This is a genomic window from Roseateles terrae (assembly GCF_014192155.1).
Lineage (GTDB): Bacteria > Pseudomonadota > Gammaproteobacteria > Burkholderiales > Burkholderiaceae_C > Roseateles > Roseateles terrae.
The window spans coordinates 1,364,113-1,390,504 of the sequence record NZ_JACHXO010000001.1 but is presented as its reverse complement, the minus strand read 5'-3'; the positions used below and the strand labels follow the sequence as shown (position 1 = coordinate 1,390,504).

The 26,392-nt window shown below is 65.9% G+C and carries 26 protein-coding genes; 18 read left to right on the top strand and 8 right to left on the bottom strand.

The window, feature by feature from the left end; translation table 11 throughout:
* The first annotated feature begins 16 nt into the window (after positions 1-16).
* On the top strand, positions 17-1,201 hold the full coding sequence (locus tag FHS28_RS24055; RefSeq protein ID WP_246409516.1) for a glucosaminidase domain-containing protein: 1,185 nt from the start codon (positions 17-19) through the stop codon (positions 1,199-1,201).
* Between the two features lie 421 nt (positions 1,202-1,622).
* Here FHS28_RS24055 and FHS28_RS05805 read toward each other — a convergent pair whose 3' ends face one another.
* Positions 1,623-3,308 (bottom strand): electron transfer flavoprotein-ubiquinone oxidoreductase, encoded by a 1,686-nt coding sequence (locus FHS28_RS05805; protein ID WP_088448667.1) that lies wholly within the window; start codon positions 3,306-3,308, stop codon positions 1,623-1,625.
* A 257-nt stretch (positions 3,309-3,565) separates the two neighbouring features.
* Between FHS28_RS05805 and FHS28_RS05800 the strand changes: the two genes are divergently transcribed.
* The 7 genes from FHS28_RS05800 (at position 3,566) to FHS28_RS05770 (ending at position 7,335) form a co-directional block, all read left to right on the top strand.
* Entirely contained in the window at positions 3,566-3,967 is a 402-nt protein-coding gene (locus tag FHS28_RS05800; RefSeq protein WP_088448668.1) for an OsmC family protein, read from the top strand.
* A gap of 130 nt (positions 3,968-4,097) precedes the next feature.
* Positions 4,098-4,880 carry an SDR family oxidoreductase gene (locus FHS28_RS05795; RefSeq protein ID WP_088448669.1) on the top strand — a complete coding sequence of 261 codons (783 nt, stop codon included), beginning with the start codon at positions 4,098-4,100 and terminating at the stop codon, positions 4,878-4,880.
* 2 nt (positions 4,881-4,882) lie between these two features.
* Positions 4,883-5,551, top strand: coding sequence for a YceH family protein (locus FHS28_RS05790; RefSeq protein WP_184294216.1), 669 nt, complete (start codon positions 4,883-4,885; stop codon positions 5,549-5,551).
* The gene (locus tag FHS28_RS05785; RefSeq protein ID WP_088448670.1) at positions 5,548-5,967 is read left to right on the top strand and encodes an acyl-CoA thioesterase; all 420 of its coding nucleotides are present in this window, start codon (positions 5,548-5,550) and stop codon (positions 5,965-5,967) included. The genes FHS28_RS05790 and FHS28_RS05785 overlap by 4 nt, the downstream gene beginning before the upstream one ends.
* Positions 5,964-6,200, top strand: a complete 237-nt coding sequence (locus FHS28_RS05780) for a hypothetical protein (protein ID WP_184294213.1) — start codon at positions 5,964-5,966, stop codon at positions 6,198-6,200. Before FHS28_RS05785 ends, FHS28_RS05780 begins: the two co-directional genes overlap by 4 nt.
* Before the next feature lie 117 nt (positions 6,201-6,317).
* Positions 6,318-6,716, top strand: coding sequence for a VOC family protein (locus FHS28_RS05775; protein WP_088448672.1), 399 nt, complete (start codon positions 6,318-6,320; stop codon positions 6,714-6,716).
* A 7-nt stretch (positions 6,717-6,723) separates the two neighbouring features.
* Positions 6,724-7,335 (top strand): DUF2939 domain-containing protein, encoded by a 612-nt coding sequence (locus FHS28_RS05770; RefSeq protein ID WP_088448673.1) that lies wholly within the window; start codon positions 6,724-6,726, stop codon positions 7,333-7,335.
* 77 nt (positions 7,336-7,412) lie between these two features.
* Here the strand turns inward: FHS28_RS05770 and FHS28_RS05765 are convergent, their stop codons facing one another.
* A complete protein-coding gene (locus FHS28_RS05765; RefSeq protein ID WP_088448674.1) occupies positions 7,413-7,658 on the bottom strand; it encodes a DUF3606 domain-containing protein in 246 nt (81 codons plus the stop codon).
* 290 nt (positions 7,659-7,948) lie between these two features.
* On the opposite strand from FHS28_RS05765, the gene FHS28_RS05760 reads away from it, so the two are divergent.
* A complete protein-coding gene (locus FHS28_RS05760; protein WP_184294210.1) occupies positions 7,949-9,259 on the top strand; it encodes a cyanophycinase in 1,311 nt (436 codons plus the stop codon).
* A gap of 97 nt (positions 9,260-9,356) precedes the next feature.
* Here the strand turns inward: FHS28_RS05760 and FHS28_RS05755 are convergent, their stop codons facing one another.
* Positions 9,357-11,099, bottom strand: coding sequence for an ABC transporter substrate-binding protein (locus FHS28_RS05755; RefSeq protein ID WP_246409511.1), 1,743 nt, complete (start codon positions 11,097-11,099; stop codon positions 9,357-9,359).
* A 310-nt stretch (positions 11,100-11,409) separates the two neighbouring features.
* Here FHS28_RS05755 and ettA point away from each other — a divergent pair, with 310 nt between their 5' ends.
* The 7 genes from ettA to FHS28_RS24050 all read left to right on the top strand — a co-directional run bounded on the left by ettA (position 11,410) and on the right by FHS28_RS24050 (position 20,165).
* On the top strand, positions 11,410-13,074 hold the full coding sequence (gene ettA / locus FHS28_RS05750) for an energy-dependent translational throttle protein EttA (RefSeq protein ID WP_088448677.1): 1,665 nt from the start codon (positions 11,410-11,412) through the stop codon (positions 13,072-13,074).
* Between the two features lie 53 nt (positions 13,075-13,127).
* A complete protein-coding gene (locus tag FHS28_RS05745; RefSeq protein ID WP_088448678.1) occupies positions 13,128-13,637 on the top strand; it encodes a GtrA family protein in 510 nt (169 codons plus the stop codon).
* 113 nt (positions 13,638-13,750) lie between these two features.
* Complete coding sequence (locus tag FHS28_RS05740; RefSeq protein WP_310736739.1) at positions 13,751-14,758, top strand: glycosyltransferase family 2 protein; 1,008 nt, start codon at positions 13,751-13,753, stop codon at positions 14,756-14,758.
* Entirely contained in the window at positions 14,758-16,839 is a 2,082-nt protein-coding gene (locus FHS28_RS05735) for a glycosyltransferase family 39 protein (protein ID WP_184294208.1), read from the top strand. The genes FHS28_RS05740 and FHS28_RS05735 overlap by 1 nt, the downstream gene beginning before the upstream one ends.
* 171 nt (positions 16,840-17,010) lie before the next feature.
* Entirely contained in the window at positions 17,011-17,628 is a 618-nt protein-coding gene (locus FHS28_RS05730) for a Spy/CpxP family protein refolding chaperone (RefSeq protein ID WP_184294205.1), read from the top strand.
* Positions 17,629-17,724: 96 nt separating this feature from the next.
* Entirely contained in the window at positions 17,725-18,438 is a 714-nt protein-coding gene (locus FHS28_RS05725) for a response regulator (RefSeq protein WP_088449673.1), read from the top strand.
* Complete coding sequence (locus FHS28_RS24050; protein WP_310736738.1) at positions 18,435-20,165, top strand: sensor histidine kinase; 1,731 nt, start codon at positions 18,435-18,437, stop codon at positions 20,163-20,165. Before FHS28_RS05725 ends, FHS28_RS24050 begins: the two co-directional genes overlap by 4 nt.
* Before the next feature lie 194 nt (positions 20,166-20,359).
* On the opposite strand, the gene FHS28_RS05715 is transcribed toward FHS28_RS24050, so the two are convergent.
* From FHS28_RS05715 to trpS, 3 genes are read right to left on the bottom strand one after another with little or no spacing between them, the layout of a single operon-like run.
* Entirely contained in the window at positions 20,360-21,736 is a 1,377-nt protein-coding gene (locus FHS28_RS05715; protein ID WP_088448681.1) for an MATE family efflux transporter, read from the bottom strand.
* Entirely contained in the window at positions 21,733-22,152 is a 420-nt protein-coding gene (locus FHS28_RS05710) for a DUF3717 domain-containing protein (RefSeq protein WP_088448682.1), read from the bottom strand. The genes FHS28_RS05715 and FHS28_RS05710 overlap by 4 nt, the downstream gene beginning before the upstream one ends.
* A 7-nt stretch (positions 22,153-22,159) precedes the next feature.
* Positions 22,160-23,227, bottom strand: a complete 1,068-nt coding sequence (gene trpS, locus FHS28_RS05705) for a tryptophan--tRNA ligase (protein ID WP_088448683.1) — start codon at positions 23,225-23,227, stop codon at positions 22,160-22,162.
* 86 nt (positions 23,228-23,313) lie between these two features.
* On the opposite strand from trpS, the gene purN reads away from it, so the two are divergent.
* Entirely contained in the window at positions 23,314-23,952 is a 639-nt protein-coding gene (purN, locus tag FHS28_RS05700; RefSeq protein WP_088448684.1) for a phosphoribosylglycinamide formyltransferase, read from the top strand.
* A gap of 8 nt (positions 23,953-23,960) precedes the next feature.
* On the opposite strand, the gene FHS28_RS05695 is transcribed toward purN, so the two are convergent.
* Both FHS28_RS05695 and FHS28_RS05690 read right to left on the bottom strand, forming a co-directional pair.
* A complete protein-coding gene (locus tag FHS28_RS05695; protein WP_088448685.1) occupies positions 23,961-24,617 on the bottom strand; it encodes a DUF1345 domain-containing protein in 657 nt (218 codons plus the stop codon).
* A 9-nt stretch (positions 24,618-24,626) separates the two neighbouring features.
* On the bottom strand, positions 24,627-24,881 hold the full coding sequence (locus FHS28_RS05690; RefSeq protein WP_375140715.1) for a DUF1653 domain-containing protein: 255 nt from the start codon (positions 24,879-24,881) through the stop codon (positions 24,627-24,629).
* A 50-nt stretch (positions 24,882-24,931) separates the two neighbouring features.
* Between FHS28_RS05690 and FHS28_RS05685 the strand changes: the two genes are divergently transcribed.
* Entirely contained in the window at positions 24,932-26,197 is a 1,266-nt protein-coding gene (locus FHS28_RS05685) for an RsmB/NOP family class I SAM-dependent RNA methyltransferase (RefSeq protein WP_088448686.1), read from the top strand.
* Positions 26,198-26,392: the final 195 nt, after the last annotated feature.

Here is a 26,392-nt window from a genome sequence, read left to right as displayed (position 1 = left end):
CGCGCCAGGAGTGGATATGGCTCAGTTCAGCTGTGGCGACCGACTGCGTTATGGACGATTCGAGGAGGGGAGCTCGGGATGTCTGGTCAGGTTCAGCGCTTTCCCGGACCGGATGCTGATGCTGACGGCGGGTCATGTGGTGCTGCCGACCTTTGCGCAGCAAGGCGATGCCATTGTCGACAACGACACCGGCGCTCTCATCGGGCGATTGTTCTCGTGGACCTCGATCGACGGCGATCCGACCGCGGATGCGGCACTGATCTGGGTGGACCCGGCAGCGGTGTCTCCTGAACTGCGTGGCCTGGGCGTTCCTCGCGGGGTGAATCTGAATCCGGCCGTGGGCGAACGGGTGCTCATCGTGCCGCCGGAAGGGCAGGAGCAGCCGCGTGTCAGCAGCATCAAGGCCGTGAATCAGGATATTGACGTCTTGGTCGCAGGACCGGGGTGGGCGGACGCGCCGGTCATCAACTACAAGCGGCAGATTTTCACCAGTGCGCCCATCAGTCAGGGGGGTGACAGCGGGGCGATTGCACTGGACGGTCAAGGTCGTGTGATTGGGATGGTGGTCGCGACGAGCCTGGCGGAGGGCACCGTCATTACACCGATTGCTCCCATCCTTGCCAACGCCGCCTGGGGAGGGCTGCAGCTGGAATTGGTGGACGCCATTCCCGCAGGCGCCCAGGCGCCGCCGCAACCCGGTCTGCCGGCACTGGCGCCTGCCACGGCACCCGAAGAGCCGCCTGCCTCCCCGGAGGCCTTCATTGAACGCATTGGGGCGGCGGCGGTGGCGTCCATGCGATGGTCCAAAGTACCGGCGGGCTTCACCATTGCCCAGGCGGCGCTGGAGTCGAACTGGGGAAAGTCGCTGCTGGCGGTGAGGGGCAAAAACCTGTTTGGCGTCAAAGCCACCGCCAGTTGGGCGGGCGACGTGGTGCTGATGGAAACGCGGGAGTTCCAGAACGACCAGTGGATCCACGTGACCGCCCGATGGCGCAAGTACGCGACCTGGCAGGACAGCCTGGACGACCACGCCAGGTTCTTTCACGAGAATGCCCGCTATGCCAAGTGCTTCAATTTCACCCAATCAGAAGACTTTGCGCAGGCCGTCGCGGCGGCCGGTTATGCGACGGACCCGGACTACGCCAGTAAGCTGATCAAGACCATGCGGGCGAGGGGGCTGAAGCGGTTTGACGACTTGTGATGAGGCAGCGGCAGGAACGGCGGCTAACTCGGAAACGTCGAGACAGGAGATGTCTGGGCGATGCGTTACTCGGCGATTCGGCTTGCAACGTCGACGCGAGTACCGGGTGAAGTCTGACCCTGGCATCCAGAGGACCTGTCCGGGAGGCACGCGCCTTGCCCGACTCCATCACCCTCAGCTTCCAACGGAGTCGACATGGACGCACTCATCCCAACCTGGATCATTGGAGCTCCCTTGCTTCTGGCCATCATCGACTGGATCCGAACTCCGAAGGCGGATACGACACCGTCGTTGCAGCGATGATCCTTCCAAGGGGCGGTCATGCCTGGCATGACCGCATTCCCCTCGGCTCCTGCGGGCGAAGACCCTCGGGCGGGAGTCTGTCCGCCACTCGGGCCTCTCCGTCCCCCGCCAGCGCAGATCACATTCCCGCGTAGTTCGGACCGCCGCCGCCCTCAGGCGTCACCCAGACGATGTTCTGCGTCGGATCCTTGATGTCGCAAGTCTTGCAGTGCACGCAGTTTTGCGCATTGATCTGCAGTCGCTCGGAGTTGTCTTCGTTCTTCACGAACTCATACACCCCCGCCGGGCAGTAGCGGCTTTCCGGACCCGCATACTTGCTCAGGTTGACTTGCACCGGCACCGCGTTGTCCTTCAACTTCAGATGCGCCGGCTGGTTTTCTTCGTGATTGGTGTTGGACACGAACACCGATGACAAGCGATCAAACGTCAGCTTGCCATCCGGCTTCGGATAGCTGATCTTGGGCATCTCCGCGGCCGGACGCAGATAAGTGTGATCCGGCTTGTCGCGGTGCAGCGTCCACGGCGGGCTCTTGATGCCCAGCTTGGGCAGCAACCACTGCTCAATGCCAGTCATCAACGTCCCCATCGTGTTGCCCTTCTTGAACCAGGTCTTGAAGTTGCGGCTCTGGTTCAGTTCCTCACGCAGCCAGCTTTGCTCGAAGGCCGCCGGATAGGCATTCAGCTCGTCCAGCTGACGGCCCGCCGCCAGTGCGTCCGCAATGGCTTCCGCGCACAGCATGCCGCTCTTGATCGCGGCGTGGCTGCCCTTGATGCGTGCCGCATTCAGATAACCCGCGTCATCCCCCACCAGCGCGCCGCCGGGGAAGACCTGCTTGGGCAGGCTCAGCAGACCACCGGCCGTGATGGCCCGCGCGCCATAGCCCAGCCGTTTGCCGCCTTCAATGTGACGACGGATGGACGGATGGGTCTTCCAGCGCTGCATTTCCTCGAAGGGGGACAGCCACGGATTCTTGTAGTCCAGACCCACCACAAAGCCTAGCGTGACCTTGTTGCCTTCCAGGTGATAGAGGAAGCCGCCGCCGTAGGTCTCGCTGTCCATCGGCCAGCCGGCGGTGTGAACGACCAGGCCGGGCTGAGCCTTGTCGGCCGGCACTTCCCACAGTTCCTTGATGCCGATGCCGTAGGTTTGCGGATCCTTGCCCGCATCCAGCTGGAACTTGCTGATCAGCTGCTTGCCCAGATGGCCGCGAGCGCCTTCCGCAAAGATGGTGTACTTGCCATGCAGTTCCATGCCCAGCTGGAAGCCTTCGTGCGGCTCGCCGTCCTTGCCGACGCCCACATTGCCGGTGGCCACGCCTTTGACGCGACCCTGCTCGTCATACACCACCTCGGCCGCGGCGAAGCCGGCGAAGATTTCCACACCCAGCGCCTCGGCCTGCTGGGCCAGCCACTTGGTGACGTTGCCCAGCGAAATCACGTAGTTGCCGTGATTGTGGAAGCAGGCAGGAATCAGCCATTGCGGCGTGTCCTTGGCGTCGGTCTCGCTCAGGAAGAGCACCTGGTCGCCGGTGACCGGCTGGGCCAGCGGAGCGCCCAGTTCCTTCCAGTTGGGGAACAGCTCGGTCAGCGCGCGCGGGTCCATCACCGCGCCGGAGAGGATGTGCGCTCCCGCTTCCGAACCCTTCTCCAGCACCACGACCGAGATCTCCTGGCCCTTTTCCGCCGCCAGCTGCTTCAGGCGGATGGCGGTGGACAGGCCGGCCGGGCCACCGCCCACGACCACCACGTCGTATTCCATGCTGTCGCGCGGGCCGTACTGGGCAACAAGTTCTTCGGAGGTCATGGTCTTCCTAGGTTGTTCTCGTTTGGGGGCCGGGCAGCAGCACCGGCAAGGTTGCGGCGCATTCTAGCCGTGCGCTGCTAAAAAAGAACGGTCGTGCTTTTCCGGAGGGGCAGGAATAGAGAGGTGCGCCGAAAGTGACAGACAGGAGTGCAGAGGCCTCCGGCAGGTGGCTCTCCCGGTCGGCGGATGCGGGGAGGGCAGGGCCGCCGTAGGATCGGACCCCACTGTTCGACTTCACACCCGCAGGGGAGTTCCCGATGACCATCCAGATTCAGCGCGACAAGACCGGCCCGATGCGCCAGACCGTGCGCATCCGTCAGCATCAATTCACCGCCGACCAGCCGGTCTCCGGCGGGGGCGAAGATGCCGGTCCGGATCCGCACGAACTCTACGACGCCGCCCTCGGCACCTGCAAGGCGTTGACCGTGCTTTGGTATGCCAATCGCAAGGGGTTGCCAGTGGAAGACGTGCTGGTGCAGGTGGACCGGGATGGGTCCCAGGAGCAGCAGGGCATCTACAAGCTCAAGGCTACCGTCACGCTGGTGGGTCCGCTGACGCCGGAAGACCGTGAGCGCCTGCTGCAGGTGGCGGCCAAGTGCCCCATCCACAAGCTCATGACGCAAGTGACGACGGAGATCGAAACGGTTCTGGCCGATTGAGGTCAACAAGGTCCGGGACTGACGCCGGGCAAGGTCCGACGCATCGGTGACGTGAACCGTCCGGCACGCGTGCTATCGTGAACCCTGCACTTTTTGGGTCACCGAGCAGTCACCAACGAGAGACCTTGTCATGAGCTACAGCATTGATCTGGAGGGCCGCGTGGCCCTGGTTACCGGCGCGTCCAGCGGCTTGGGCGCGCAGTTCGCGAAGACCTTGGCGAAGGCGGGCGCCTGTGTGGTCCTGGCCGCCCGGCGTGTGGAGCGGCTCAAGGCGCTGCGCGCCGAAATTGAAGCTGGCGGTGGAGACGCGCATGTGGTGAGCATGGACGTGACCGACATGGACAGCATCGCCGCCGCGGTCGCGCGCGCGGAGACGGAAGTCGGCACGCTGGACATCCTGATCAACAACTCCGGCGTCAGCACCACCCAGCGGCTGACCGACGTGACGCCGGACGACTACGACTTCGTCATGGACACCAACGTCCGTGGCGCCTTCTTCGTGGCGCAGGAAGTTGGCAAGCGCATGCTGGCCCGGGCCCGCGGCGCCGCCCCCGGCACCTACACCGGCGGTCGCATCGTCAACATTGCCTCGATGGCGGGTCTGCGGGTGTTGTCCCAGATCGGCGTCTATTCCATGAGCAAGGCAGCGGTCATCCACATGACCCGGGCCATGGCGCTGGAATGGGGCAAATACGACATCAACGTCAATGCCATCTGCCCCGGGTATATCGATACCGAAATCAACCATCACCACTGGCAGACCGACCAGGGCCGCAAGCTGGTGGACCTGCTGCCTCGCAAGCGGGTGGGCCAGCCGCAGGATCTGGATACCACCTTGCTGATGCTGTGCGCCAAGGAGAGCCGGTTCATCAACGGCGCGGTGATCCAGGCCGACGACGGATTCGGTGTCTGAGCATGGCGCTGCGTGAATTGAGCGCGCTGGAAGCGCGCGTGCTGGCCGTGCTGGTGGAAAAGGCGTTCACCGTGCCGGACAGCTATCCGATGTCGCTGAACAGCCTTACCCTCGGCGTGAATCAAAAGACGGCGCGGGACCCGGTGATGAATGCGTCGGAAGCCGATGTGGCGTCCGCGCTGGACGAACTGAAGGCGATGAGCCTGGTCAACACCGTGAGTGGCAGCCGCGTGGTGCGTTTCGAGCACAACATGAAGCGGGTGCTGGGCGTGCCCGGGCAGGCCGAGGCACTGCTGACGGTGCTGATGCTGCGCGGTCCGCAAACGGCGGCGGAGCTGCGGCTCAATGCCGAGCGCATTCACAAGTTTGCCGATGTGTCCTCGGTGGAGGGCTTCCTGGAGGAGCTGGCCGCGCGTGAGCCGCCGATGGCGCGCAAACTGCCGCGGGCCCCGGGCGCGCGGGAACAGCGCTGGGCGCATCTGCTGAGCGGGGAGCCGGAGATACCGGCGGGCGCCAGCGGGCCCGCCGGACCGGGCACTGCGTATGGCGCCGCTTCAACACCCTCCGGGCCCGACCCGCGGGATGAAGAAATTGCAGCCCTGCGTGCGGATGTGGACCAGCTCAAGGCGGCTGTGGCGCGTCTTCAGGCTGAGCTGGGCATGACGCCATGAGATTGGAGGTCCCCGAGGAGAAAAAGCTGGTGCACGAGATGCACATCCAGATCCGCTGGGGCGACATGGATGCGATGGGGCACGTCAACAACACGGTGTATTTCCGCTACCTGGAAATGGCGCGTGTGGAATGGCTGGAGAGTTTGGGCGGCGCACCCAGCCCGGACGGGCAGGGGCCGGTGATCGTCAATGCCTTCTGCAATTTCTATCGCCAGGTGACCTATCCCGGGGAGTTGCTGGCCCGGCATTACGTGTCGTCGCCGGGGCGGTCCAGTTTTGATACCTGGATCACGCTGGAGCGAGTGGACGAGCCGGGCGTCCTCTGTGCCGCCGGCGGCGCCACCACCGTGTGGCAGGATGCGGCCCTCCAAAAGTCGGTGGAGTTGCCGGCGTGGCTGAGGGCGCATCTCACATGAATATGAAACCGACGGGCCAGCAACGGGCCATTGGGCTGCTGCTGGCGGCCGTGGCGGCGCTGCTGTTTATCTGGCTGATCAACAGCGGGGCGAAGCAGCTCATGGGCTGGCTCACCGATCTGCCAAACAAGCAGCAGTCGGATGTGCGCGTCGTCATCGGCATATTGCTGGCCTTGGTGCTGCCGCTGGCGGCGTATCGGTTGCGGCGAGGGCGGGGCAAGACCAAGCGTTGATGCCCGGCCAGCGAGGCGCCCGATGAGGCATCACACGGCAACATATGGCATCAAGTTGGCCCCGGCCACTGACATCGCGTTGGCATACAGTCCATGCGTCCAGACCATCCCTCGACCATGATCGACCATCTTGACCATCTGGTGCTCACCACCAGCCATGAAGCCGAGTGCATCCGCTTCTACACCGACGTGCTGGGCATGCAACTGGAAAGTTTCATCGGCGGCACGCCCCCGGTGGAGCGTCGGGCCTTCAAATTCGGCCATCAGAAAATCAATCTGCATCTGAAGGGCCACGAGTTCGAGCCCAAGGCGCATACGCCGGTGCCGGGCGCGCTGGACCTGTGCTTCATGGCGTCGGTCCCTCTGGACCATGTGATCACGCGCCTGCAGACGATGGGCGTCCCCATCGTGGAAGGTCCCGTGATGCGCACTGGCGCCACGGGGAAGATCCGCTCGGTTTACCTGAGGGACCCCGACCTCAATCTGATTGAAATCTCTGAACCCGCTTCAGACTGACCACGCCATGAGCACTCGTTGGATCAAAGGGACCACGGCAGCGGTCATCGTGGCGGTGGGCGGGCTTTGGTTTGCATCGCCTTACTGGACGATGCACCAGATGCGCGAGGCGGCCCGGGAAGGCCAGGCGGATCGCTTCAACGCGTACGTCGACTACCCGAAGTTGCGAGAGAACCTGACCGGCCAGATCATGGTCGCCTTCGGCGGCAGCGCGGAAGTGCCCGCCCATGGAGCCGGTGACGAACGCTCCGGCGGCGGCTTCGGCCGCGCGCTCGGCCAGGCCATGGCGGCCGGCGCGGTGAGCGCGCTGGTCCGGCCGGAAGTGGTCATGCGGGCCATGCAGGAAGGTCAGCTGCTGCCGAAGAAGCGTCCTGCAGAGCCGACCTCAGACCGCGGCGAGGGGGCCGAAGGTCAGCAGGGCAGGGCCAGCGCCGATCCCCACCGACAGGTCGAATGGTGGACCGAACGCAAAGGCCTCAACACCGTCATCTTCTATGCGCGGCGCGGCGATGAGCCTGACCACAAAAAGATGGGATTGGTGCTGGAGCAGCGAGGCTTCGCGTCCTGGCAGTTGATCGATATCCGACTGCCGCAGCGTCAGCCTGAAACCGGGCTCTGACAGCGCCGGCGGGACGAGCTTCCACAGCGCTGCCTGAGTTCCGCCAAGCCCTGGGTCCGCCCCGGCGAAGCGGCGATTCAGCGAGCCCCGGCGGCGCGCGTCTGCTCCGCATTCGTGGTGGCACGCGACCCCTTCAGGTGCTCCTCCACATCGGTCGGACGCGCCCCCACGGCCTTCACCGCATCCCGGATCTGCATCTCGGTGACATTGAGCTTGCGTGCCCAGGTCTGCACTTCCTGCTCATCCCCGACATTGATCGCGCCGGTGGGCGACGTGGCCGCTCCGCCTTGAGGAGGGGCGCCAAAGCTTGCTTCGTCGGACATGGGTTTCTCCGGTCATCACAACGAGACCGCCTCGCTGTTCTTGCCCCCTTTTCGGCAGATCGCATGCCTGACGCCGCCACCGCGCGACGCCGCTCTCAGCGCCGTCACGCCCGGCAACCGTACGCAATATGTTGCTCCTCGCACATACCGCCGCCGTGAGCGTCCCACGACCGCCCCACGACCGTCCTTTGACGCTCATCGTTTCCCCCTAATTCGACATTTCTCCCTCCCCAACCTGGGTGGAGCTGCTGGATTGCAACTGGCAATCGCGGCACTATCACGACATGCAGATGCTGAGCCGACTCCTTCGTACGCCTGTGCTGCTGCTGGCCGTGTGTGGCTGGCACCTTGCCCAGGCGCAAACCGCCGTGGTGATCGGCGGGAACCTTCGCTTCGATAACGATGAGGTGTGGCAACGCATCGTCGATGAAGCGGGCGGCGCGGGGAAAGCGCGGGTGGCGGTGCTGGCCACCGCTTCCGCCGCACCCGAGCAATCGGCCAATGCCATCGTGCAGGTCCTGCAGAAGCACGGTGCGTCCGCGGAGCACATCCCGGTGGCGCCGCGGCTGGAAGGCGCCGATCTGCAGAAGAATTTGAACGACCCCGCCTTGATCGCGAAGATCCGCGGCGCCAACGCCGTGTTCTTTTCCGGCGGCGCGCAAGGCCTGATCGTGGACACCTTCCAGCCGGGCGGCAAGAACACCGCCATGCTGGACGCCATTTGGGACGTCTACCGCCGGGGTGGCGTGGTGGCTGGCACGAGCGCCGGCGCCGCCATCATGAGTCGCACGATGTTCCGCGACGCGCTGGACGTGATGGGCGTGATGCGCGGCCAGATGCGCGATGGCCATGAAATCGACCGCGGCCTCGGCTTCGTGACCGACCGCTTGTTTGTGGACCAGCATTTCCTCAAGCGTGGTCGGATCGGCCGCATGCTGCCCCTGATGATGGCGCAGGGCTACCGCCTGGGTCTGGGCATCGAAGAGAACAGTGCCGCCGTCATCCGCGGACCGTCAGTGGACATCATCGGCGCCCGTGGCGCGCTGCTGGTGGATCTGCGCAGCGCCCGCACCGATCCCTCACTGACGATGTTCAATGTGCAGGACGCGCGATTGAGCTACCTGGACAACGGCGACCACTACGATCTGCGCAGCGGTCAGGTGACCCCGGAGAAGCGCAAGACGCCGCTGCCGGAAGCCCGCATCATCCGCGCGTCCCATGCGGTGACCAGCCCGGTCAGCACCTTCCAGACGGACATCCTGGGCGACAACCGCATCGTGCAGGCCATGGCCGAATTGATGACCGCGCCGTCGGGTGAAGTCCGCGCGATGGCGGCGCGAGTCCGCCCCGGCGCGACCGAGCCGCGGGACCGCACTGCGTTTGTGTTCCGCCTCTATCGGGGGGAAGGGACCCAGGGCTGGTTCAACAGTCAGGGGGATGCGGATGACATCACCTTGCTGGATGTCCGCCTGGATGTGCGGCCGGTGCCGGTGCCGCTGGCCGCGCCGCCGCGACTGGCAGCGAACAACCTGACGCCTGTCCAGCAGGCCCCGGACGGCCCCGGCGGGTCGCCGTCCGACACCGCCGCCACCCCGCGATGAGCGAACGGCCGTGCGGCCAAACGGCCAAACGGCCAAACGGCCAAACGGCCGATCGGCCCAACGGACGCGCCGCGCGCGTCAGGGGGGCCGGCCCGCATTATTTGCCGGCCACCGTCACCCAGCGCAACTCGAACCAGTTGTCCGCCCGATGCTGCACCGTCACGTTCTGACGGAACGCCCAGGGGATCATCTGACGATGCAGCGGAATCACATGGTTCTGCGCCTTGAATTCGCGCAGCGCTGACTTCACCAGTTCCTCGCGCTTCTTCGGATCGGCCTCCACACTGGAGCTGGCTGCCAGCGCATCGAACTTGTCGTCTTTCCAGTTGCCGAAGTTGTAATAGCCCACCCCCTTGTCACCGCGATTGCGCAGCAGCGGGGTGAAGGCCACCTCCGCATCGGTGATCACGCCACCCCAGCCGAACATGTAGAGGCTGGTGTCCATTTTCTCGAGCTTCGGGAACATCAGCGTCCGCGGCTGTGCATTGACGTTGACCTTCACCTTCAATTGCGCCCACATGGACGCCAGTGCCAGGCAGATCTTGTCGTCGTTGACGTAGCGGTTGTTGGTGCAGTCCAGCGTCACCTCGAAGCCATTGCCATAGCCCGCATCCGCCATCAGCTTCTTGGCTGCGGCCACGTCATACGGCAGACGCGCTTCGATCTGGGCATCGTTGTAGGCCCCGAGCGGGGAGGGTGTCAGGCCCCCCGTGGGGATGCTCAGGCCGTTCATCAGCTTGAGCTTGATGGCGTTGATGTCGATGGCCTGATAGAGCGCCTGACGGACACGCGCATCCTTGAATGGATTCTTGTCGCCCGGCACCTTGCCGTAGAGCAGCTTGTCCCGCGCCTGATCCATGCCAATGAAGATGAGTCGGTTCTCCGGTCCTTCCAGCACCTTCACGCCACTGGTCTGCTTCAGCTTGTTGAGGTCGCGCGGGGCCGGGTCCAGCACCACGTCCACTTCGCCGGAGACCAGGGCCGCCAGCCGCGTCGAGTCATTGGCGATCGGTGTGAACACCGCTTCCTGCACGTTGCCTTCAAACTTGCCCCACCAATTGGGATTGCGCTTGAAGCTGGTGCGTACCCCCGGCTGGCGCTCCATCATCATGTAGGGCCCAGTGCCGTTGCTGTGGGTGGCGGCGTAGGTCTCGTCCTTGTCCTTGTAGTTCTGGGGACGGGTGACCTTGTGCTGCTCGCTCCAGCGCTTGCTCATGATGAAGATCAGGTCCAGATGCTGCAGGAAGATGGGATTGACCTGCTCCAGCTGGAACTCCACCGTGAAGTCGTCCACCTTGCGAGGGGTGCCGACCGCCTGCGCGTAAGCGCTGATGTTGGAATTCACGTCCTTCGCACGCGCCACCGAGAACAGCACGTCGTCCGCGGTGAACGGGGTGCCATCCTGGAACTTGACCCCCTGGCGAAGCTTGACCCGCCAGAGCGTCGGCTTGAGCTGCGTCCATTCGGTGGCCAGGCTGGGCACGAGGTTCAGGTTCCGGTCCCGCGCCACCAGGCGCTCATACACCTGCCCGTTCATCGCGTTGGTGACGATCTCGTTCTGGGAATGCGGATCGGCGGTCTGCATGTCGCCCGCGCCAGCCCAGCGCAGGGTTTGCGCCTGCACCGGCTGCGCGGCCAGACCCAGGCCCAGGACCAGCCCCGCGCCAAGGCTCACTGCAGCCGCCATGCGCACGAGCGCCGCACGGGGCGAAGGCGATGTCCCGACGCGGGGCAGGGACAAGGGCCGGGCAAGCGGCATGGATTGGCGCAATAACGGAGACAGGCGACGGGACACAGGCAACAGTGCAGCGGCCGCAGGCGCGGACAGGGGGTGATTCATGGCTTCTCCAGAGGCAGCATCGAAGCGGCCGCGGCCCGCTCCGCAGGGGGCGGAGACCCGCGTCCTGACCCGAGTCCGGGGACATTCACCCGGACAAGTCAGCGTTTCAGCTTCAGATGCTGAAGTTTCGTCTTGCGATCCAGTTTAGGGGCAGTCGCGGAAGCTGCGACAATGGGGGACATCGGGCGGGCGTCCGATCGAATGCCCGAGAGAGCACCGAAAGAACGCCCACGCGGTCCAGGCCCCGCCGGACCGGTGTCTTCCAGACGCCGCCCACTCTCTTTCAGAACCACTCCGGAACCCTTCCGCCATGGCTCAATACGTCTTCTCGATGAACCGCGTCAACAAGACGGTTCCTCCCAAACGTCACATCCTGAAGGACATCTCGCTGTCCTTCTTCCCCGGCGCCAAGATTGGCGTGCTGGGCCTGAACGGCTCCGGCAAATCCACCCTGCTGAAGATCATGGCTGGCGTGGACAAGGAAATCGAAGGCGAAGCCGTGCCGATGCCCGGCATCAAGATCGGTTATCTGGAGCAGGAGCCCAAGCTCAATCCGGACCAGACCGTGCGGGAAGCCGTCGAGGAAGGCATTGGCGGCGTGCTGGCCGCCAAGAAGCGCCTGGATGAGGTCTACGCCGCCTACGCGGAGCCGGACGCCGACTTCGACGCCCTGGCCGCCGAACAGGGCGAGCTGGAAGCCATCATTGCCGCCGCCGGCTCGGAAAACACCGACCTGCAGCTGGAACTGGCTGCTGACGCGCTGAACCTGCCCCCGTGGGACGCCAACATCGGCGTGCTGTCCGGCGGCGAGAAGCGCCGTGTGGCCCTGTGTCGCCTGCTGCTGTCCAAGCCCGACATGCTGCTGCTCGACGAACCCACCAACCACTTGGACGCGGAATCCGTCGAATGGCTGGAGCAGTTCCTGCAGCGTTTCCCCGGCACCGTGGTGGCCATCACCCACGATCGCTACTTCCTGGACAACGCCGCCGAATGGATCCTGGAACTGGACCGCGGCCACGGCATTCCCTGGAAGGGCAACTATTCCGACTGGCTGGACCAGAAGGAACGCCGCCTGGAGCAGGAACAGAAGTCCGAAGACGCCCGCGCCAAGGCGATGAAGGAAGAACTGAAGTGGGTGCGCTCCAATGCCAAGGGCCGTCAGGCCAAGAGCAAGGCGCGTCTGGCCCGCTTCGAGGAACTGAGCGACGTCGAATACCAGAAGCGCAACGAAACCAACGAAATCTTCATCCCCGTCGCCGAGCGTCTGGGCAATGAAGTGATCGAGTTCGAAAACGTCACCAAATCCTTTGGCGACCGCGTCCTGATCGACAACCTGTCCTTCAAGGTGCCCCCGGGCGCCATCGTCGGCATCATCGGCCCGAACGGCGCCGGCAAGTCGACGCTGTTCCGCATGATCCAGGGCGTGGAGCAGCCGGACGCAGGCACGGTCAAGATCGGCAAGACCGCCAAGCTGGCCTTCGTGGACCAGAGCCGTCAAAGCCTGGACGCCAACAAGACGGTGTGGGAAGACGTCTCCGGCGGTCTGGACAACATCATCGTTGGCAAGTTCGTGATGCCGTCGCGCGCCTACATCGGCCGCTTCAACTTCAAGGGCAATGACCAGCAGAAGATGGTGGGTCAGCTGTCCGGCGGTGAACGCGGCCGTCTGCACCTGGCCAAGACCCTGGCCCAGGGCGGCAATGTGCTGATGCTTGACGAACCGTCCAACGACCTGGACGTCGAAACCCTGCGCGCGCTGGAAGAGGCGCTGCTGGAGTTCGGTGGCTCGGCGATGGTCATCTCCCACGACCGCTGGTTCCTGGACCGCATCTGCACCCACATCCTGGCGTGTGAAGGCGATTCGCAGTGGTTCTTCTTCGACGGCAACTTCCACGAGTACGAGGCCGACAAGAAGAAGCGTCTGGGTGAAGAGGGCGCGCGTCCCAAGCGCGTGCGTTTCAAGCCCATCGCCTGAGCGGGCTCCGTCACGCGACCCTGCTTCACGCCACCCCACTTGACCTCGCGCCCATGGCTGCCGGCTCTCCCACGCCCACAGCTTCGGCACCGGCGGCTACCGTCGCCGCGGGGGCTGGCAGTGCTGCCACACGCCCTGCACCTCCGGCTGCAGCTGCACCGGTCTCGCTGGGCCGATTCGGTCGCTTCCTGCTGGTGGGGGGTGTGGCGACGGCGGTGCACTACCTCACCGCCTTCCTGCTGCTCCGGCTGGCGGGATGGCCGGCGGTGCCGGCCTCTGCCGCAGGCTTCATCGTCGGCGCGTTCGCAAACTACCTGCTGAACGCGCGCTTCACCTTCGGACTGCGCGGCCATCACGCCCGACATCTGCCACGTTTCGCCGCAGTGGCCAGCCTCGGTTGGCTCCTCAACGCCGGCGGCATGGCCTTGCTGCTGCACCTGGGTCTGCATCCGTATCTGGCGCAACCGGTGGTCACCGTTCTGGTGCTGTTTTTCAATTTCCTGCTCAATGCGCTGTGGGCCATGCGCCCCCATGGGGCGGACTCCGGGCAATCCCCAGGGTGACGTCCCCCCAATTCGAAGGGCATCTCCGTCACGGAAGGGCGGCAAGCGCCCGCTAGAGTCTGCCTTCGCAGAGGACGCTTCATCGAGCGGCCTCACTGCGCAGGGGGCGGATCGTGGAACTCATCGAACGACAACACTTCTTGGGCGCGCCGGACTTTCGGGAGCGATTGCCGGTCATCAACTTCGTACTGCCTTGCTACAACGAAGAAGAGGTGTTGCCCGAAACCGCCCGTCGGCTGGAACGACTGCTGGAATCGCTGGAGTCGGAGCAGCTCATCTCGCCGGCCAGCTCCATCTACTTTGTCGATGACGGCAGCCGGGACCGCACCTGGGCGCTGATCGAATCACTGTCGGCCCACTCGCCGCGCTTCTGCGGCATCAAGCTCAGCCGCAATCGCGGGCATCAAAATGCATTGCTGTGCGGGCTGATGAGCATCCATGGCGATGCACTGATCAGCCTGGACGCTGACCTGCAGGACGACCTCGACATCATTGCCGACATGGTGCGCGCTTTCCGGGCCGGACATGAAGTGGTCTATGCGGTGCGCCGCCGTCGTGACACCGACACCTTCTTCAAGCGCTTCACCGCCGAGGGCTACTACAAAGTACTGGCCGCCATGGGCGTCAAGCTGGTGTTCAACCATGCGGACTATCGCCTGATGGGGCGGCGTCCGCTGGAAGCGCTGCGCGGATACCGGGAGCCGCATCTGTTCCTGCGCGGCCTGGTGCCGCTGCTGGGGTATCGCAGTGCCACCGTGGAATTCGATCGCGCCGAGCGGTTTGCCGGGGAATCCAAATATCCGCTGACCAAGATGCTGTCACTGGCCTGGCAAGGCATCAGCTCCTTCACGCCGTATCCGCTGCGGTTGATCACCGGTGCTGGGGTTCTCGTGTCGCTGGTCAGCCTGAGCATGGCGCTGTGGGCGCTCGCCTTGCGGGTGTTCACCCAGGACGCCTTGCCCGGCTGGGCGTCGACCGTCATCCCGATGTATTTCCTCGGGGGCATCCAGCTGCTCGGGCTGGGCGTGATTGGCGAGTACCTGGCGAAGGTCTTCGAGTCGGGCAAACAGCGGCCGCGTTATCAGGTGGAAAGCATCTGCGGCCTGTGGAGAGCGCCGTGATGCAGTCGCCTGCGGCAGCCTCACTGCAGAGCCGCCACGGCGTGCCTGACGGGCTCGGTGTGCTGCTCGCATTCCAGCGGCAATGGCCGGCTTATTGCCTGGGTCTGTGCGTCGGCGTGGCGTATTTTTTCAGCAGTCCCGTCGCCGGAGATTTCTGGTGGTTCGACGCCTCCCGGCATGCAATGAACAGCGTGTTCGTTCATGACGTCTTCGCGCAAGGCGGCTGGAAGGACCCCATTCGTTTTGCGAAGGCCTATTACGACCAGTACCCCGGCATCAACATCGGCTTTTACCCGCCATTCCTGTATCTGGTGACGGCCCCGTTTCTCGGTGTCTTCGGCGTCAGTCACGCCACCTGCCAGGCCGTGGTGTCAGGGTTTGCGGCGCTGTGCGCCATGGCGGGCTATGCCTGGACACGTCCGGTACTGGGACGTCTGGGCGCTTGCGCGGCGGGTGCCATGCTGGTGGTGGTGCCGGAAATGGCGCTGTGGGGTCGACAGGTGCAATTGGACGTGCCCGCCGTGGCGCTGCTGCTCTGGGGCGTCTGGGCGCTGGTGAAGTGGCTGGCCTGGCCGCGGGACCGCTGGTTGTGGCTGGCCGCGCTGCTGCTGGGATGCGCCATGCTGACGCGGGTCCAGACCCTGTTCGTCTGGCCGTTGTGGCTGGCGGCCGTGGGGCTGCATCCGGTGGCGCGCGCGCAGCGCTGGCGATTGCGGCTCGGCGCGACCGCACTGTACGGATTGCTGTCGCTGCCCTCGGTGGCGGCGGCGCTGTACTTTGCCAAGGTGATGGGCAGTCTGGCGGGGAAGATGCCGGACATGCCGGATCGCTGGTCATGGGCCAACTGGGGCTGGTATGCGGCGCGGATGCCGGATCAACTGGGCTTCGTGGGCACGGCAGTGCTGCTGCTCGGCCTGTTGTTGCTGATCGAGCAAGGCGCTCGGGCGGCGAGGGGTCGGGGCGCGGACGATCCTGTGGAACTGCCCGCCGATCAGGCCATTGAACAGAGCCTTCAACAGCCCGCGCAAGGGACGCTTCGCCGGCCCGTTCATCGGCCCCTGGGGCGGCCCAATGAGCGTCTCCTTGAGCAGACCAACAAGCAGCCCAACAAGCAGCCCAACAAGCAGCCCGACCAGCAGCGCAATGAACAGCGCAATGAACAGCGCAATGAACAGTTCAATGGGCAGCTCAATGAGCAGCATGCTGAACGCCCCATGCAGCGGAGCGCTGGCCGGAACGAATTGCTCCCCATGGCGGGGCCAGGGGCGAGGAGGCTGGCACTCTGGATGGCACTCTCCACGGCGCTGCTGGCGTGGCTGTTCTTCAGTCTGGTCTCCAACAAGGAGCCCCGCTTTGCACTGCCGGTGCTGCCCTTCGCCATGCTCGCGGCACTGCTGGCCATCGCGAGTCAGCCGACCGCGGTACGGCTCGGCGCATTGGGACGGATGTGGCCCAGGGTGCTGGCGATGCTCATGGCCGCCGGCATGGGGGCGGAAGCGTGGACGACCCAGCGATGGGCCGACGTGCCTCGCGTGGCAGGCCATCGCGATGCGGCGCTGCTGGCTGCGCAATGGGCGGCACCCAATTCCCGCGTGATGATCTCCGCCCATCGGGATGGCAACTTCATCTTCGCGCTGCGCGCCTGGGGGCAACGCCCGGATCTTGCGGTGCGTCGCGCCGACAAACTGCTGGTGGACATGACCATCATGCGTCAGCTGGGCATCCAGGATCGCGGCCTGAATGACGACGACATCCGGCGTCTGCTGGTTCGCGAACGGGTGTCGGTGGTGGTGGCCCAGTCCGGCTACCTGGGCGACCAGCCGTCGATGCAGGCGCTGGACCGGCTGCTGGACGCCGACTGCTGTTTCGAACTGCGGCAGACCCTCCGCATTGACGGCCAGCATCGCGCCGATGAAACGGCGCTGCGGGTGTACGTGCGCCGGGCAATCCCGCCGATCCCGACGAGCCTAACGAACCCGGCGAACGAGACAAATCAGACGAATCAGACAAGCCCGGCGAACCCGGCAAACCAGACGAACCAGACGAACCAGACGAACCAGACGAATCAGACGACTCCGTGATCCCGGGTTGTGTCCGGACTGACACGATTCACGACCCGTTTGTCCGCCCAAGCCTCCGACCGGAGCCACCGTCAAGAGTCTTCGACTGTTTTCACCTTTCTTTACGGCGGCCCCATGGCCACCTTACCTGCGCCGCCGACGATGACGTCATCCCAACAGGAGATGTCATTCATGTTCAAACGTTTCTCCCGTCCCCTTCAAGTGCTGAGCGTCGCCGCGGTGTTGGGCGTCGCCGCCCTGGGCGTTCAGGCCCAGTCCCGTCCGGATGCGCCGGCCGCAGCCGCCTCCGGTCCCCAGGGCCCGATGGGTCACGGTCCCCGCATGCCCGGCGGCCCCGGCATGCCCGGCATGCCTGGAGAAGGCGGCCCGATGTTCCTCGGCGGCCGTCTGCTGAAGGATGTGGGCGCATCCGACGCCCAGCAAAAGCAGATTCGCGACATCTTCGACGCGGCCCACAAGGACCTCAAGGCCCAGCACGACCAGGGCCGCCAGTGGCATGACCAGATGGCCGCGCTGCTGAGCGCGCCGCAGGTGGACGCGGCTGCCGTGGAGCAGCTCCGTCAGCAGATGAGTGCTCAGCATGACGCCGCCTCCAAGCGCATGACGCAGGCGATGGTCGATGCCGCCAAGGTCCTGACGGCCGAGCAGCGGGCCAAACTCGGCGAGCTGATGAAGAAGCACAAGGCGCGCATGGAAGAGCGGATGAAGCACATGCGCCAGCACGGTGGCAAGGGCGGTCCGCGTGGCGGCAACGCCCCGGATGCACCGCCCCCGCCCCAGGGTCAATGAGTGAAGGAGTCGGCTATGCTTCAGACTTTTGATGATTCCGCAGCCCGACTGCAGGCCGAGCAAGCGGCTCGCCAGGCGGCTGCGGCGCAACGCCCCATGAATCCACGACTGCTGTTGATCGACGACGACGCGCGTCTGACGGCAATGCTGGGCGACTACCTGAGCAGCGCCGGCTTCGATGTCAGCTTTGCCGGTTCCCTGGCACAGGGCCGGTCCGAACTGGAAGCGGGCCAGTACGAACTTCTCGTCCTGGACCTGATGCTGCCGGACGGCGACGGTCTCGAGTTCTGCCGCCAGCTGCGCAGCGACAAGCGCTGGCGCCGTCTGCCGGTGCTGATGCTCTCCGCACGCGGCGAGCCGATGGACCGCATCCTCGGCCTCGAACTGGGCGCCGACGACTACCTGGCCAAACCCTTTGAACCGCGCGAGCTGCAGGCCCGTGTGAAGGCGCTGCTGCGCCGCACCGAGCCGCAGGCGCTGGGGGACGAGGTGCTGCGCTTCGGTCGCCTGGAAATTGACCTGGCCGCGCGCCAGGTGCGCCTGGACGGCAATGTCTGCGACCTCACCAGCCATCAGTTCGACCTGCTGGTGGTGCTGGCGCAAAGCCCGGGCCGGGTCCTGTCCCGCGACCAGATCATGGATGCGCTCAAGGGCCATCCGCTGGAAGCCTTTGACCGGTCGATCGATGTGCACATCTCGCGCATCCGCTCGGTCATCGAGGATGACGCCAAGAATCCGCGCCGGGTGCTGACCGTCCGTGGGGCCGGTTATGTCTTCGCACGCAAGCAGGACGCCGAAGGCCTGGAGTGAAATCCCTTTACCTGCGGATCTACATCACCGTGGTGGTGGTGTTGCTCGCTTTCGCGCTGGGCTCGGCCTGGCTCTTCCAGGGTCGGATCGAGCAGGAGCGCGGCACCTTTGAACAAGCCGCCTCCGAGCGGCTGGTGGCCATGGCGGTGCTGGTGCAGCGCGCCTTGCCGCCCGCGAGCGCGCCCACCCATGAGCAGGCCGAGGCCATCGAGGACTGGGGCCAGCGGCTGCGCATGGCCCTGGCGCTGGAAGATGCCCGGGGCCGCCGGGTTGGCGCGTCGCCGCTGTTCGAGCGGCGGGAAGACCTGCCGGGTTCACGCATTCAGCGCATCCCCCTGGACGACGGCCGGCACCTGCTGTTTCTGAGAATCGCCCGGCCGCCCGGCACCTCGGGTCCGCTGCCCGGCCCTGGACCGTTCCAACCGGAGCAGCGGCCGAGTGCGGCGCAGGCGGGGGCGGATCGCGATGGACGTGATGCGCGCAATGGACCTGATGGGCGCGATGGACGTGAACGCGACGGTCGTGATGGACGCGACCCACGTGACCCACGCGAGGCTCGGGACGGGCGGGAGGTCCGCAACGACGTCGCCCGTGACAGCTCTGGCCTCCCTGCAGTCAGCAGCGCGGGATCCGCCGCGGGTGCCCAGTCCGACGGCGCTGCGACAAACACCGCGGGCGCCACGGCGGACGCCGCCTCCGCACCCCGAACCGGCGCGCGCAATCGCCGCGACGCCTTGGCCGAAGTGGAAGCCACCCGCCAGCGCATGATGGAGCGCCTGGAGCAGGAACGTCGGGCCGAGAATGCCGGGTCCTGGTTCCCGGGCTGGATCCCTCGTCCCAGCGGCGAAGCCTTGGCGAGCTTGCTGGTGGTGCTGTTTCTGGCGGTCGCCGGGGGCGCTTACCCGGTGGTTCGCCGGCTGACGCGCCGCCTGGAAATCCTCAAGTCCGGCATGGAGCAGTTTGGCGGCGGCGATCTGTCGCAGCGGGTCCATGATCACGGCAAGGATGAAATTGCGGCGCTGGCGGGCAGCTTCAACCGCGCGGCCGAAAAAATTCAGACACTGGTCAGCTCCCACAAGAGTCTGCTGGCCAATGCCAGTCATGAGCTGCGTTCGCCACTCGCGCGCCTCAAGATGGCATTTGCGATGCTCGATGAGGCCTCGCCGCCGCAGCGCTTCCGTCTCCAGCAGGAGATCAATACCAACATCGCAGAACTCGACGCGCTGGTGGAAGAGGTGCTGCTTGCCAGCCGGCTGGAAGGCGGCGCGCAGAGCCTGCGCATCGAGCCGGTGGACCTGCTCGGCATCGCGGCCGAAGAAGCCGCGCGGACGGGTGCCGAGGTGGAGGCCGAATCGGGCCTGGAGCAGTTGCAACTGCGCGGGGATGACCGACTGCTGCGCCGCGCCCTGCGCAACCTGCTGGAAAACGCTCGGCGTTATGGCGGGCCGCAGGTTGAGGTGAAGTTGCGCCGGGCCGGGGCACAGCACGTCGAGGTGCAGGTCTGCGATCGGGGGCCTGGCGTGCCGGAGTCCCAGCGGGAGCGGATCTTCGAAGCCTTCTACCGGATGCCTGGGCATGCGGAAGTGTCGGGTGGCGTCGGCTTGGGCTTGAACCTGGTCAAGCAGATCGCCGTGGCCCACAGCGGCACGGTGCGCTGCGAAGGGCGGGAGGGCGGCGGCAGCTGTTTCGCGATCCGCCTGCCGCTGGTGCCGAACGAAGCGGCCTGAACGCGCAGTGGTGGGGCCGTGAGAGCCCCGTCGAGCGCTCCGGCGTTTCAGTGCCTGTCAGCCCTTCGGCCAATGGCTTTGGCTTTGGCTTTGGCTTTGGCGTCTGGCGTCTGGCGTCTGGCGTCTGGCGTCTGGCGTCTGGCGTCTCGCGCCCGTCACTCTGCTTTTAGGCCGTTGCGTCTCCAGGACTGCCGTCAGCCTTTCAGCTGCGTCCGATGCACCCAGGCCAGCAGTGCGCTCAAGCCGGTGGCCGCGGCGACCAGCCCGGCCGACGCGGCGCTCCAGAATCCCATCGCGCCCTGCATGAATCCCGGCAGCGGCACGGCATGGTCACCAAACGCCAGCCAGTAGCCGCCACCCAGCCCCAGTCCCCAGATCGCCAGCGCGTAGATGACCATCGGGGCGGTGGCAATGTGGTGCGCCCGCAGCACAAAGGCGGAGACGGTCTGACCGGCATCGGCCACATGGAAGATCCATACCCAGCCCAGCAGCGGCAGTGCGGCGGCGATGATGGCGGCATCCCGGGTGTAGAGCCCCAGCACCTGCTCCCGCAGGGTGAAGATCACCGCCCCGAGCACAAACGCAATGCCCACCGCCAGTTCCAGGCCGTGCCATCCCAGGCGCCGGGCGCCTGCAGCGTCCCGCGCGCCGAGCGCCTGTGCCACCACCGTGCTGCTCGCATTGGCCAGCGCCAGCGGCAACATGAACATCATCGCCACCAGATTGGCGGCCAGCTGGTGGCCCGCCACTGCGGTGCTGCCGATGCGGGCGATGAAGATCGCCATGAAGGTGAAGCCGGTCACCTCGATCAGCACGGATGCGCCCATCGGCACCCCCAGTTTCAGCAAGCGCCACAAGGTGTCGCGTCGCGGGCGATGCAGGCCACCGCGTGAGAAGCCGAAGCCGCTGTAAAACGTGTCCCGCCGCAGCACCACGACGGCGACCAGCAGCTGACTCCACATGACGACGGACGTGGCCACCGCACAGCCGACGGCGCCCAGCGCCGGCACGGAGATCGGGCCCAGGCTGAAGCCTCCGATGAGCAGCGCGCTGGCCGGGAATTTCAGCAGCAAGCCGCCGATCTGCAGCGCCATCACCGCCTTCGGCCGGGAGACGGCGGTATTGAAGCCTCGATATGCGGTGAAGAGCAGGGCGGCGGGCAGAGCGATGCCCAGCGTCCGCAGGTACGCGGTCACCTTGGCGGCGATCTCCGGGCTCGCATGCGAGATGGCCAGGAAGGGTTGCGGAAACCACAGCACCAGTTCGCCGACCACCGCCAGCATCAAGGCCAGCCACGCCGCCTGATGCAGGCTGTCGCCGGCTTCGGTCATGCGTTTGGCCCCAAAGAGCTGGCCGGCTACTGGCGAGATCGCCAGGACCACCCCCATCAGTCCCACAAACACCGAGGTGTAGACCGCCGAGCCCACGGCCAGCGCGGCCAGATCGAGCGAGGAGTGGCGCGCCACCAGCAGCGTGTCGATGGTGGAGTAGGCCAGCACGGCCAGCTGGCCGATGAAGACGGGCCAGGCCAGCGGCACGATTTGCCGCAGGCTCTGAAGGCGTGGACTCAAGGACGCTCCTTCGGCACTTCCAGAGCCCGCTCCGCATAACGGTTGAAGCGCCAGGCCGTGCCTTCCAGCGTGATGCGGCGCCAGGTGGCGCGCTTCTCGCCGGGTGTCAGCACCGGCCAGTTCTGGACTTCGTCGAAGGTGCGGCCGCAGCCCTTGCAGAGCTCGTCCCCCTGGCTGGTGGAGCAGATGGCGATGCAGGGCGCGTCGGGGGTGCTGTCGTACCAGGCCATCCAGGCGCTCAGGGCGTCCGGCGGCATGCTGTCTTCATCGCACAGGGTCTCGTGGTGATACACCATCAACGCATACACCTCGGCCAGGGCGCGAAGCTCCGGGCCGAGACGGATGCCGTCGCCCGGGTCGCGGGCGCGCCACCAGTTGATGGCAGATTCGATATCGGTGATGTGAAGGCCAGCCATGAGGAATTCAGTACGCCAATCCGATCGCTGAACGTACTTCGCGAAGCGTCTTGCGAGCCACGGCCCGCGCGCGTTCGGTGCCCACTTCCACGATCCAGTGCACTTTCTTCGGATCTGCCAGCAATTCTTCTGCCCGGGCCCGCCACGGCGCCTGTTCCCGCTGGATGGCATCGATCAGCGGCTGCTTGCAGTCCAGGCAGCCGATGCCCGCGCTGCGGCAGCCGTCCGCGGCCCACTGGCGGGTGGCTTCATCGGTATAGACCTGGTGCAGCGGCCACACCGGGCAGCGCATCGGCTCGCCGGCATCGTGCCGCCGAACCCGCTGCGGATCGGTCGGCATCTGGCGGATTTTCTGTTCCACCACCTCCGGCGCGTCCCGCATGGCGATGGCATTGCCGTAGGTTTTGCTCATCTTGCGGCCATCCAGGCCGGGCAGCCGGGCGGTGTCGCTCAGCAGCGCCTGCGGTTCGGGCAGGAGCGGGGCATACAGGTGATTGAACCGGCGCGCCACCTCGCGGGTGACTTCCACATGCGGCGCCTGGTCTTCCCCCACCGGGACAAAGGCGGCCTTGTAGATGAGGATGTCCGCAGCCTGCAGCAGCGGGTAGCCGAGGAAGCCGAAAGTGGCCAGTTCACGGTTCTCCGCCACCGCGTCCTTGTAGCTGGGCATGCGCTCCAGCCAGCTCGACGGCGTGCTCATGGCCAGCAGGGTGAACAGCTCGGCATGCTCCGGCATGCGGCTCTGGATGAACAGGGTGGCTTTTTCAGGATCCACGCCGGCGGCCAGCCAGTCCACGACCATGTCATAGACGCTTTGTTCCAGGCCCTCGCGATGCTCGTAGTGGGTGGTCAAGGCATGCCAGTCCGCCACGAAGAAAAAGCAGTCGTGGGTGGACTGGAGCTGCACCCAGCTCTTGAGCGCGCCGTGATAGTGGCCCAGGTGCAGGGCACCGGTGGGTCGCATGCCGGACAGCACCCGCGGGCGGGCGCCGGGCGTGACGGTGCCGGGCACCGTGCCAGCGGGCTGGGCGACGGCGGGATCCTGGGGCGTGGAGGGGGGCGTGGTGGTGTTCATGGGCAGGGGGCGGATTGTAGGCAGCCCCGTGCGGGCGTGCGGCCGGGGGGCGGATTGTCCCTGGTCCGCCGCTACACTGCCGCCCCATGAAGAACATCGTGATCCTGATCTCCGGCCGTGGCTCCAACATGGAGGCCATCGTCCAGGCCTGCGCCGCCCAGCAGTGGCCCGCCCGCATTGCCGCGGTGATCAGCAATCGACCGGACGCTGGCGGGCTGGCGTTCGCCCAGTCCCACGGCATCGCCACCGCGGTGATCGATCACAAGACCTTCGGCCGCGGGGACGAAGCGCGGGCCGCTTTTGATGCGGAACTGCAGCGTGTCGTCGACAGCTTCTCGCCGGACCTGGTGGTGCTGGCCGGATTCATGCGCATCCTGACGTCCGGCTTCACCGGCCACTATGCCGGCCGCATGCTCAACATCCATCCGTCGTTGCTGCCGGCCTTCACCGGGCTGCATACCCATCAACGGGCCATCGAGTCCGGCTGCCGGGTGGCGGGGGCGACGGTGCATTTCGTGACGGCCGAGCTGGACCATGGCCCCATCGTGGCCCAGGCAGTGGTGCCGGTGCTGGACGGCGATGATGAGGCGACGCTCAGCGCCCGTGTGCTGAAGCAGGAGCACCGCATGTATCCGAGCGCCGTGCGCTGGTTTGTCGAAGGCGCCTTGCAGATCGACGGCGCGGCGGTGCGCCACCGGGACGGCGCATCGCAGCTGTTCAGCTGAGCAGGCGTTCAGCTGAGCAGGCTTGCCAGCAGGTTGATGGTCAGCGCCAGCACCACCGTGTTGAACACAAAGGACAGCACCGCCTGCACCAGCACCAGCCGGCGCAGCGGACGGGCACTGACCATCACATCGGACGTCTGGGAGGTGGCCGCCAGGGTCACCGAGAAGTAGAGGAAGTCGGTGTAGTCCGGCTGTTCCTCATCGCCCGGGAACTCCAGCCCGTGCGGCGCTTTGGGCCCGCTGTGGAAGAGGCTGGCATAGGCCAGGGCAAATTCGACCGGCAGCAGCAGCCAGGAGCTGGTGACCGTGCCCACGGCCACCACCAGATGGGGCCAGCCGTGGGCCACACCGGCCTGGCGCACCTGCGCCAGTTCCAAGGCCAGCGCGGCCAGACTGACCAGCGCTCCGATCATGGCCAGTCCCAGAACCGTTGGCATGCCCTCGGCAATCGCCCGGGCCTGATGCTGCACCTCCTGCGCCGGTGTCCGCAGCATCATCCGCAGCACCAGCACCAGATACACCCAGACGCCGCAGCTCCAGCCGATCAGCAGCTGGGTGGAGCGGGGCATGTCCTCCGCCCAGGGCAGGGCGGCGGCGAGCAGGGCGCCCAGCGCCGCGCCGATGAGCAGCCGGGGACGCTGGCGGAGCTGATGCAGCAGCGGCATGGACGCGGATCAGTCGCCGATGCGCACAAAGCGCGGCACCGTCCGCCCCTCCACCTCCAGCGTGCCGAAGAACATCGCGTGCGGCCGCACCCACAGCCCGGTGCTGTTGTACAGCGGGGTGTAGAGCACCAGCGCCTCCAGGGTCTCGCTGTGGCGCACGACGCCATGCACCTGATATTCCTGACCCTTGTTGTGGCGGTAACGGCCGCGCGGGGTGTCGGGCAGCGGGGCCAGGTCGTTGTCGTCGTGCATGGCGAGGGGCATTTGGATGTGGCGGAGTGAAGGGCAGGCGGCAGGCCTGAGATAATTTGCGGATGCATCCTAATGCCCTCCTCGAACTCTGCGCCGAACTTGTCGACAGCCTGATGCTGTTCGACGCCCCGGCGGACTCCCTGGTTTCCTCCTTTTTCCGCCAGCACAAGGCGCTGGGTCAGCGCGAGCGTCATACGCTGGCCGAGACCGCCTATTCGGTGCTGCGCAACCGCCTGGTCTTCCAGCATCTGGCCCAATCCGGCCGCGGACCGATGGCCCGGCGCCTGGCGATCCTCGGCTGGGAGGGCAATGAAGCCTTCCTGCGCGGCGCCCTGAACGAGCAGGAGCAGCACTGGCTGCAGCAGGTTCGGGCGGTGGACCGCAGCCAATTGCCCGAACGTCTGCGCCACAACCTGCCGGAATGGCTGGCCGAGCCGCTGCACCAGCGCCTGGGGGACGAGCAGTTCTGGCAACTGGCCGGCGCCCTGAACGAAGGGGCCCCGCTGGACCTGCGGGTGAACCTGCTCAAGGCCAAGCGCGAAGAGGTGCAGGCAGCCCTGGAGGCCCAGGGGTTCAAGTCCTCGCCGACGCCGTATTCCCCCTGGGGCCTGCGGCTGGAGGGCAAGCCCGCCCTGCAGAAGCTGGACGTCTTCACCAGCGGCCAGGTGGAAGTGCAGGACGAAGGGAGCCAGCTGCTGTCCCTGCTGACTGAAGCCAAGCGTGGCGAAATGGTGGTGGATTTCTGCGCTGGCGCCGGCGGCAAGACCCTGGCCCTGGGCGCCTCGATGCGCAATACCGGTCGGCTCTATGCCTTTGACGTGTCGGGCCACCGCCTGGACAAGCTCAAGCCGCGGCTGGCGCGCAGCGGCCTCTCGAATGTGTATCCCGTTCAGCTGACCACCGAGCGGGACGACCGGGTCAAGCGCCTGGCGGGCAAGGTGGACCGCGTGCTGGTGGACGCCCCGTGCTCGGGCCTGGGCACCCTGCGCCGCAACCCCGACCTGAAGTGGCGTCAGACGCCGCAAGGGCTGCAGGAACTGCAGGCCAAGCAGCTGTCCATCCTGAACAGCGCCGCGCGCATGCTCAAGTCGGGCGGCCGTCTGGTGTACGCCACCTGCAGTCTGCTGGATGAGGAAAACGAAGCGGTTGCCAACGCCTTTTCCGAAGCGCATCCCGATTTCGTCCTCCAGCCGGCCCAGGAGATCCTGGCCCACGCGCAGGTGCCCGAGGAGCAGGCGGCCACGCTGTGCGAGAACGGATTCCTTCGCCTGTGGCCCCACAAGCACCACAGCGACGGGTTTTTTGCCGCGGTGTGGACCCGCAAATAAGCGCAGGGCACCCGGGCGGCGGACGGCCCGGACGCTCCGGCCGACCGCCGCTGCCGGTATTTTTCGGCGATTTCAGCGGTGATCGAGCGTCAATTCCCGTGTACGCCTACCGAAGTCAACAAAGACCGGCGTTTATTGGGTTTGATCAAAGACCGAATCTAGGGAGCCTCGCCTACAATGGGGGCTCCCGTGTAC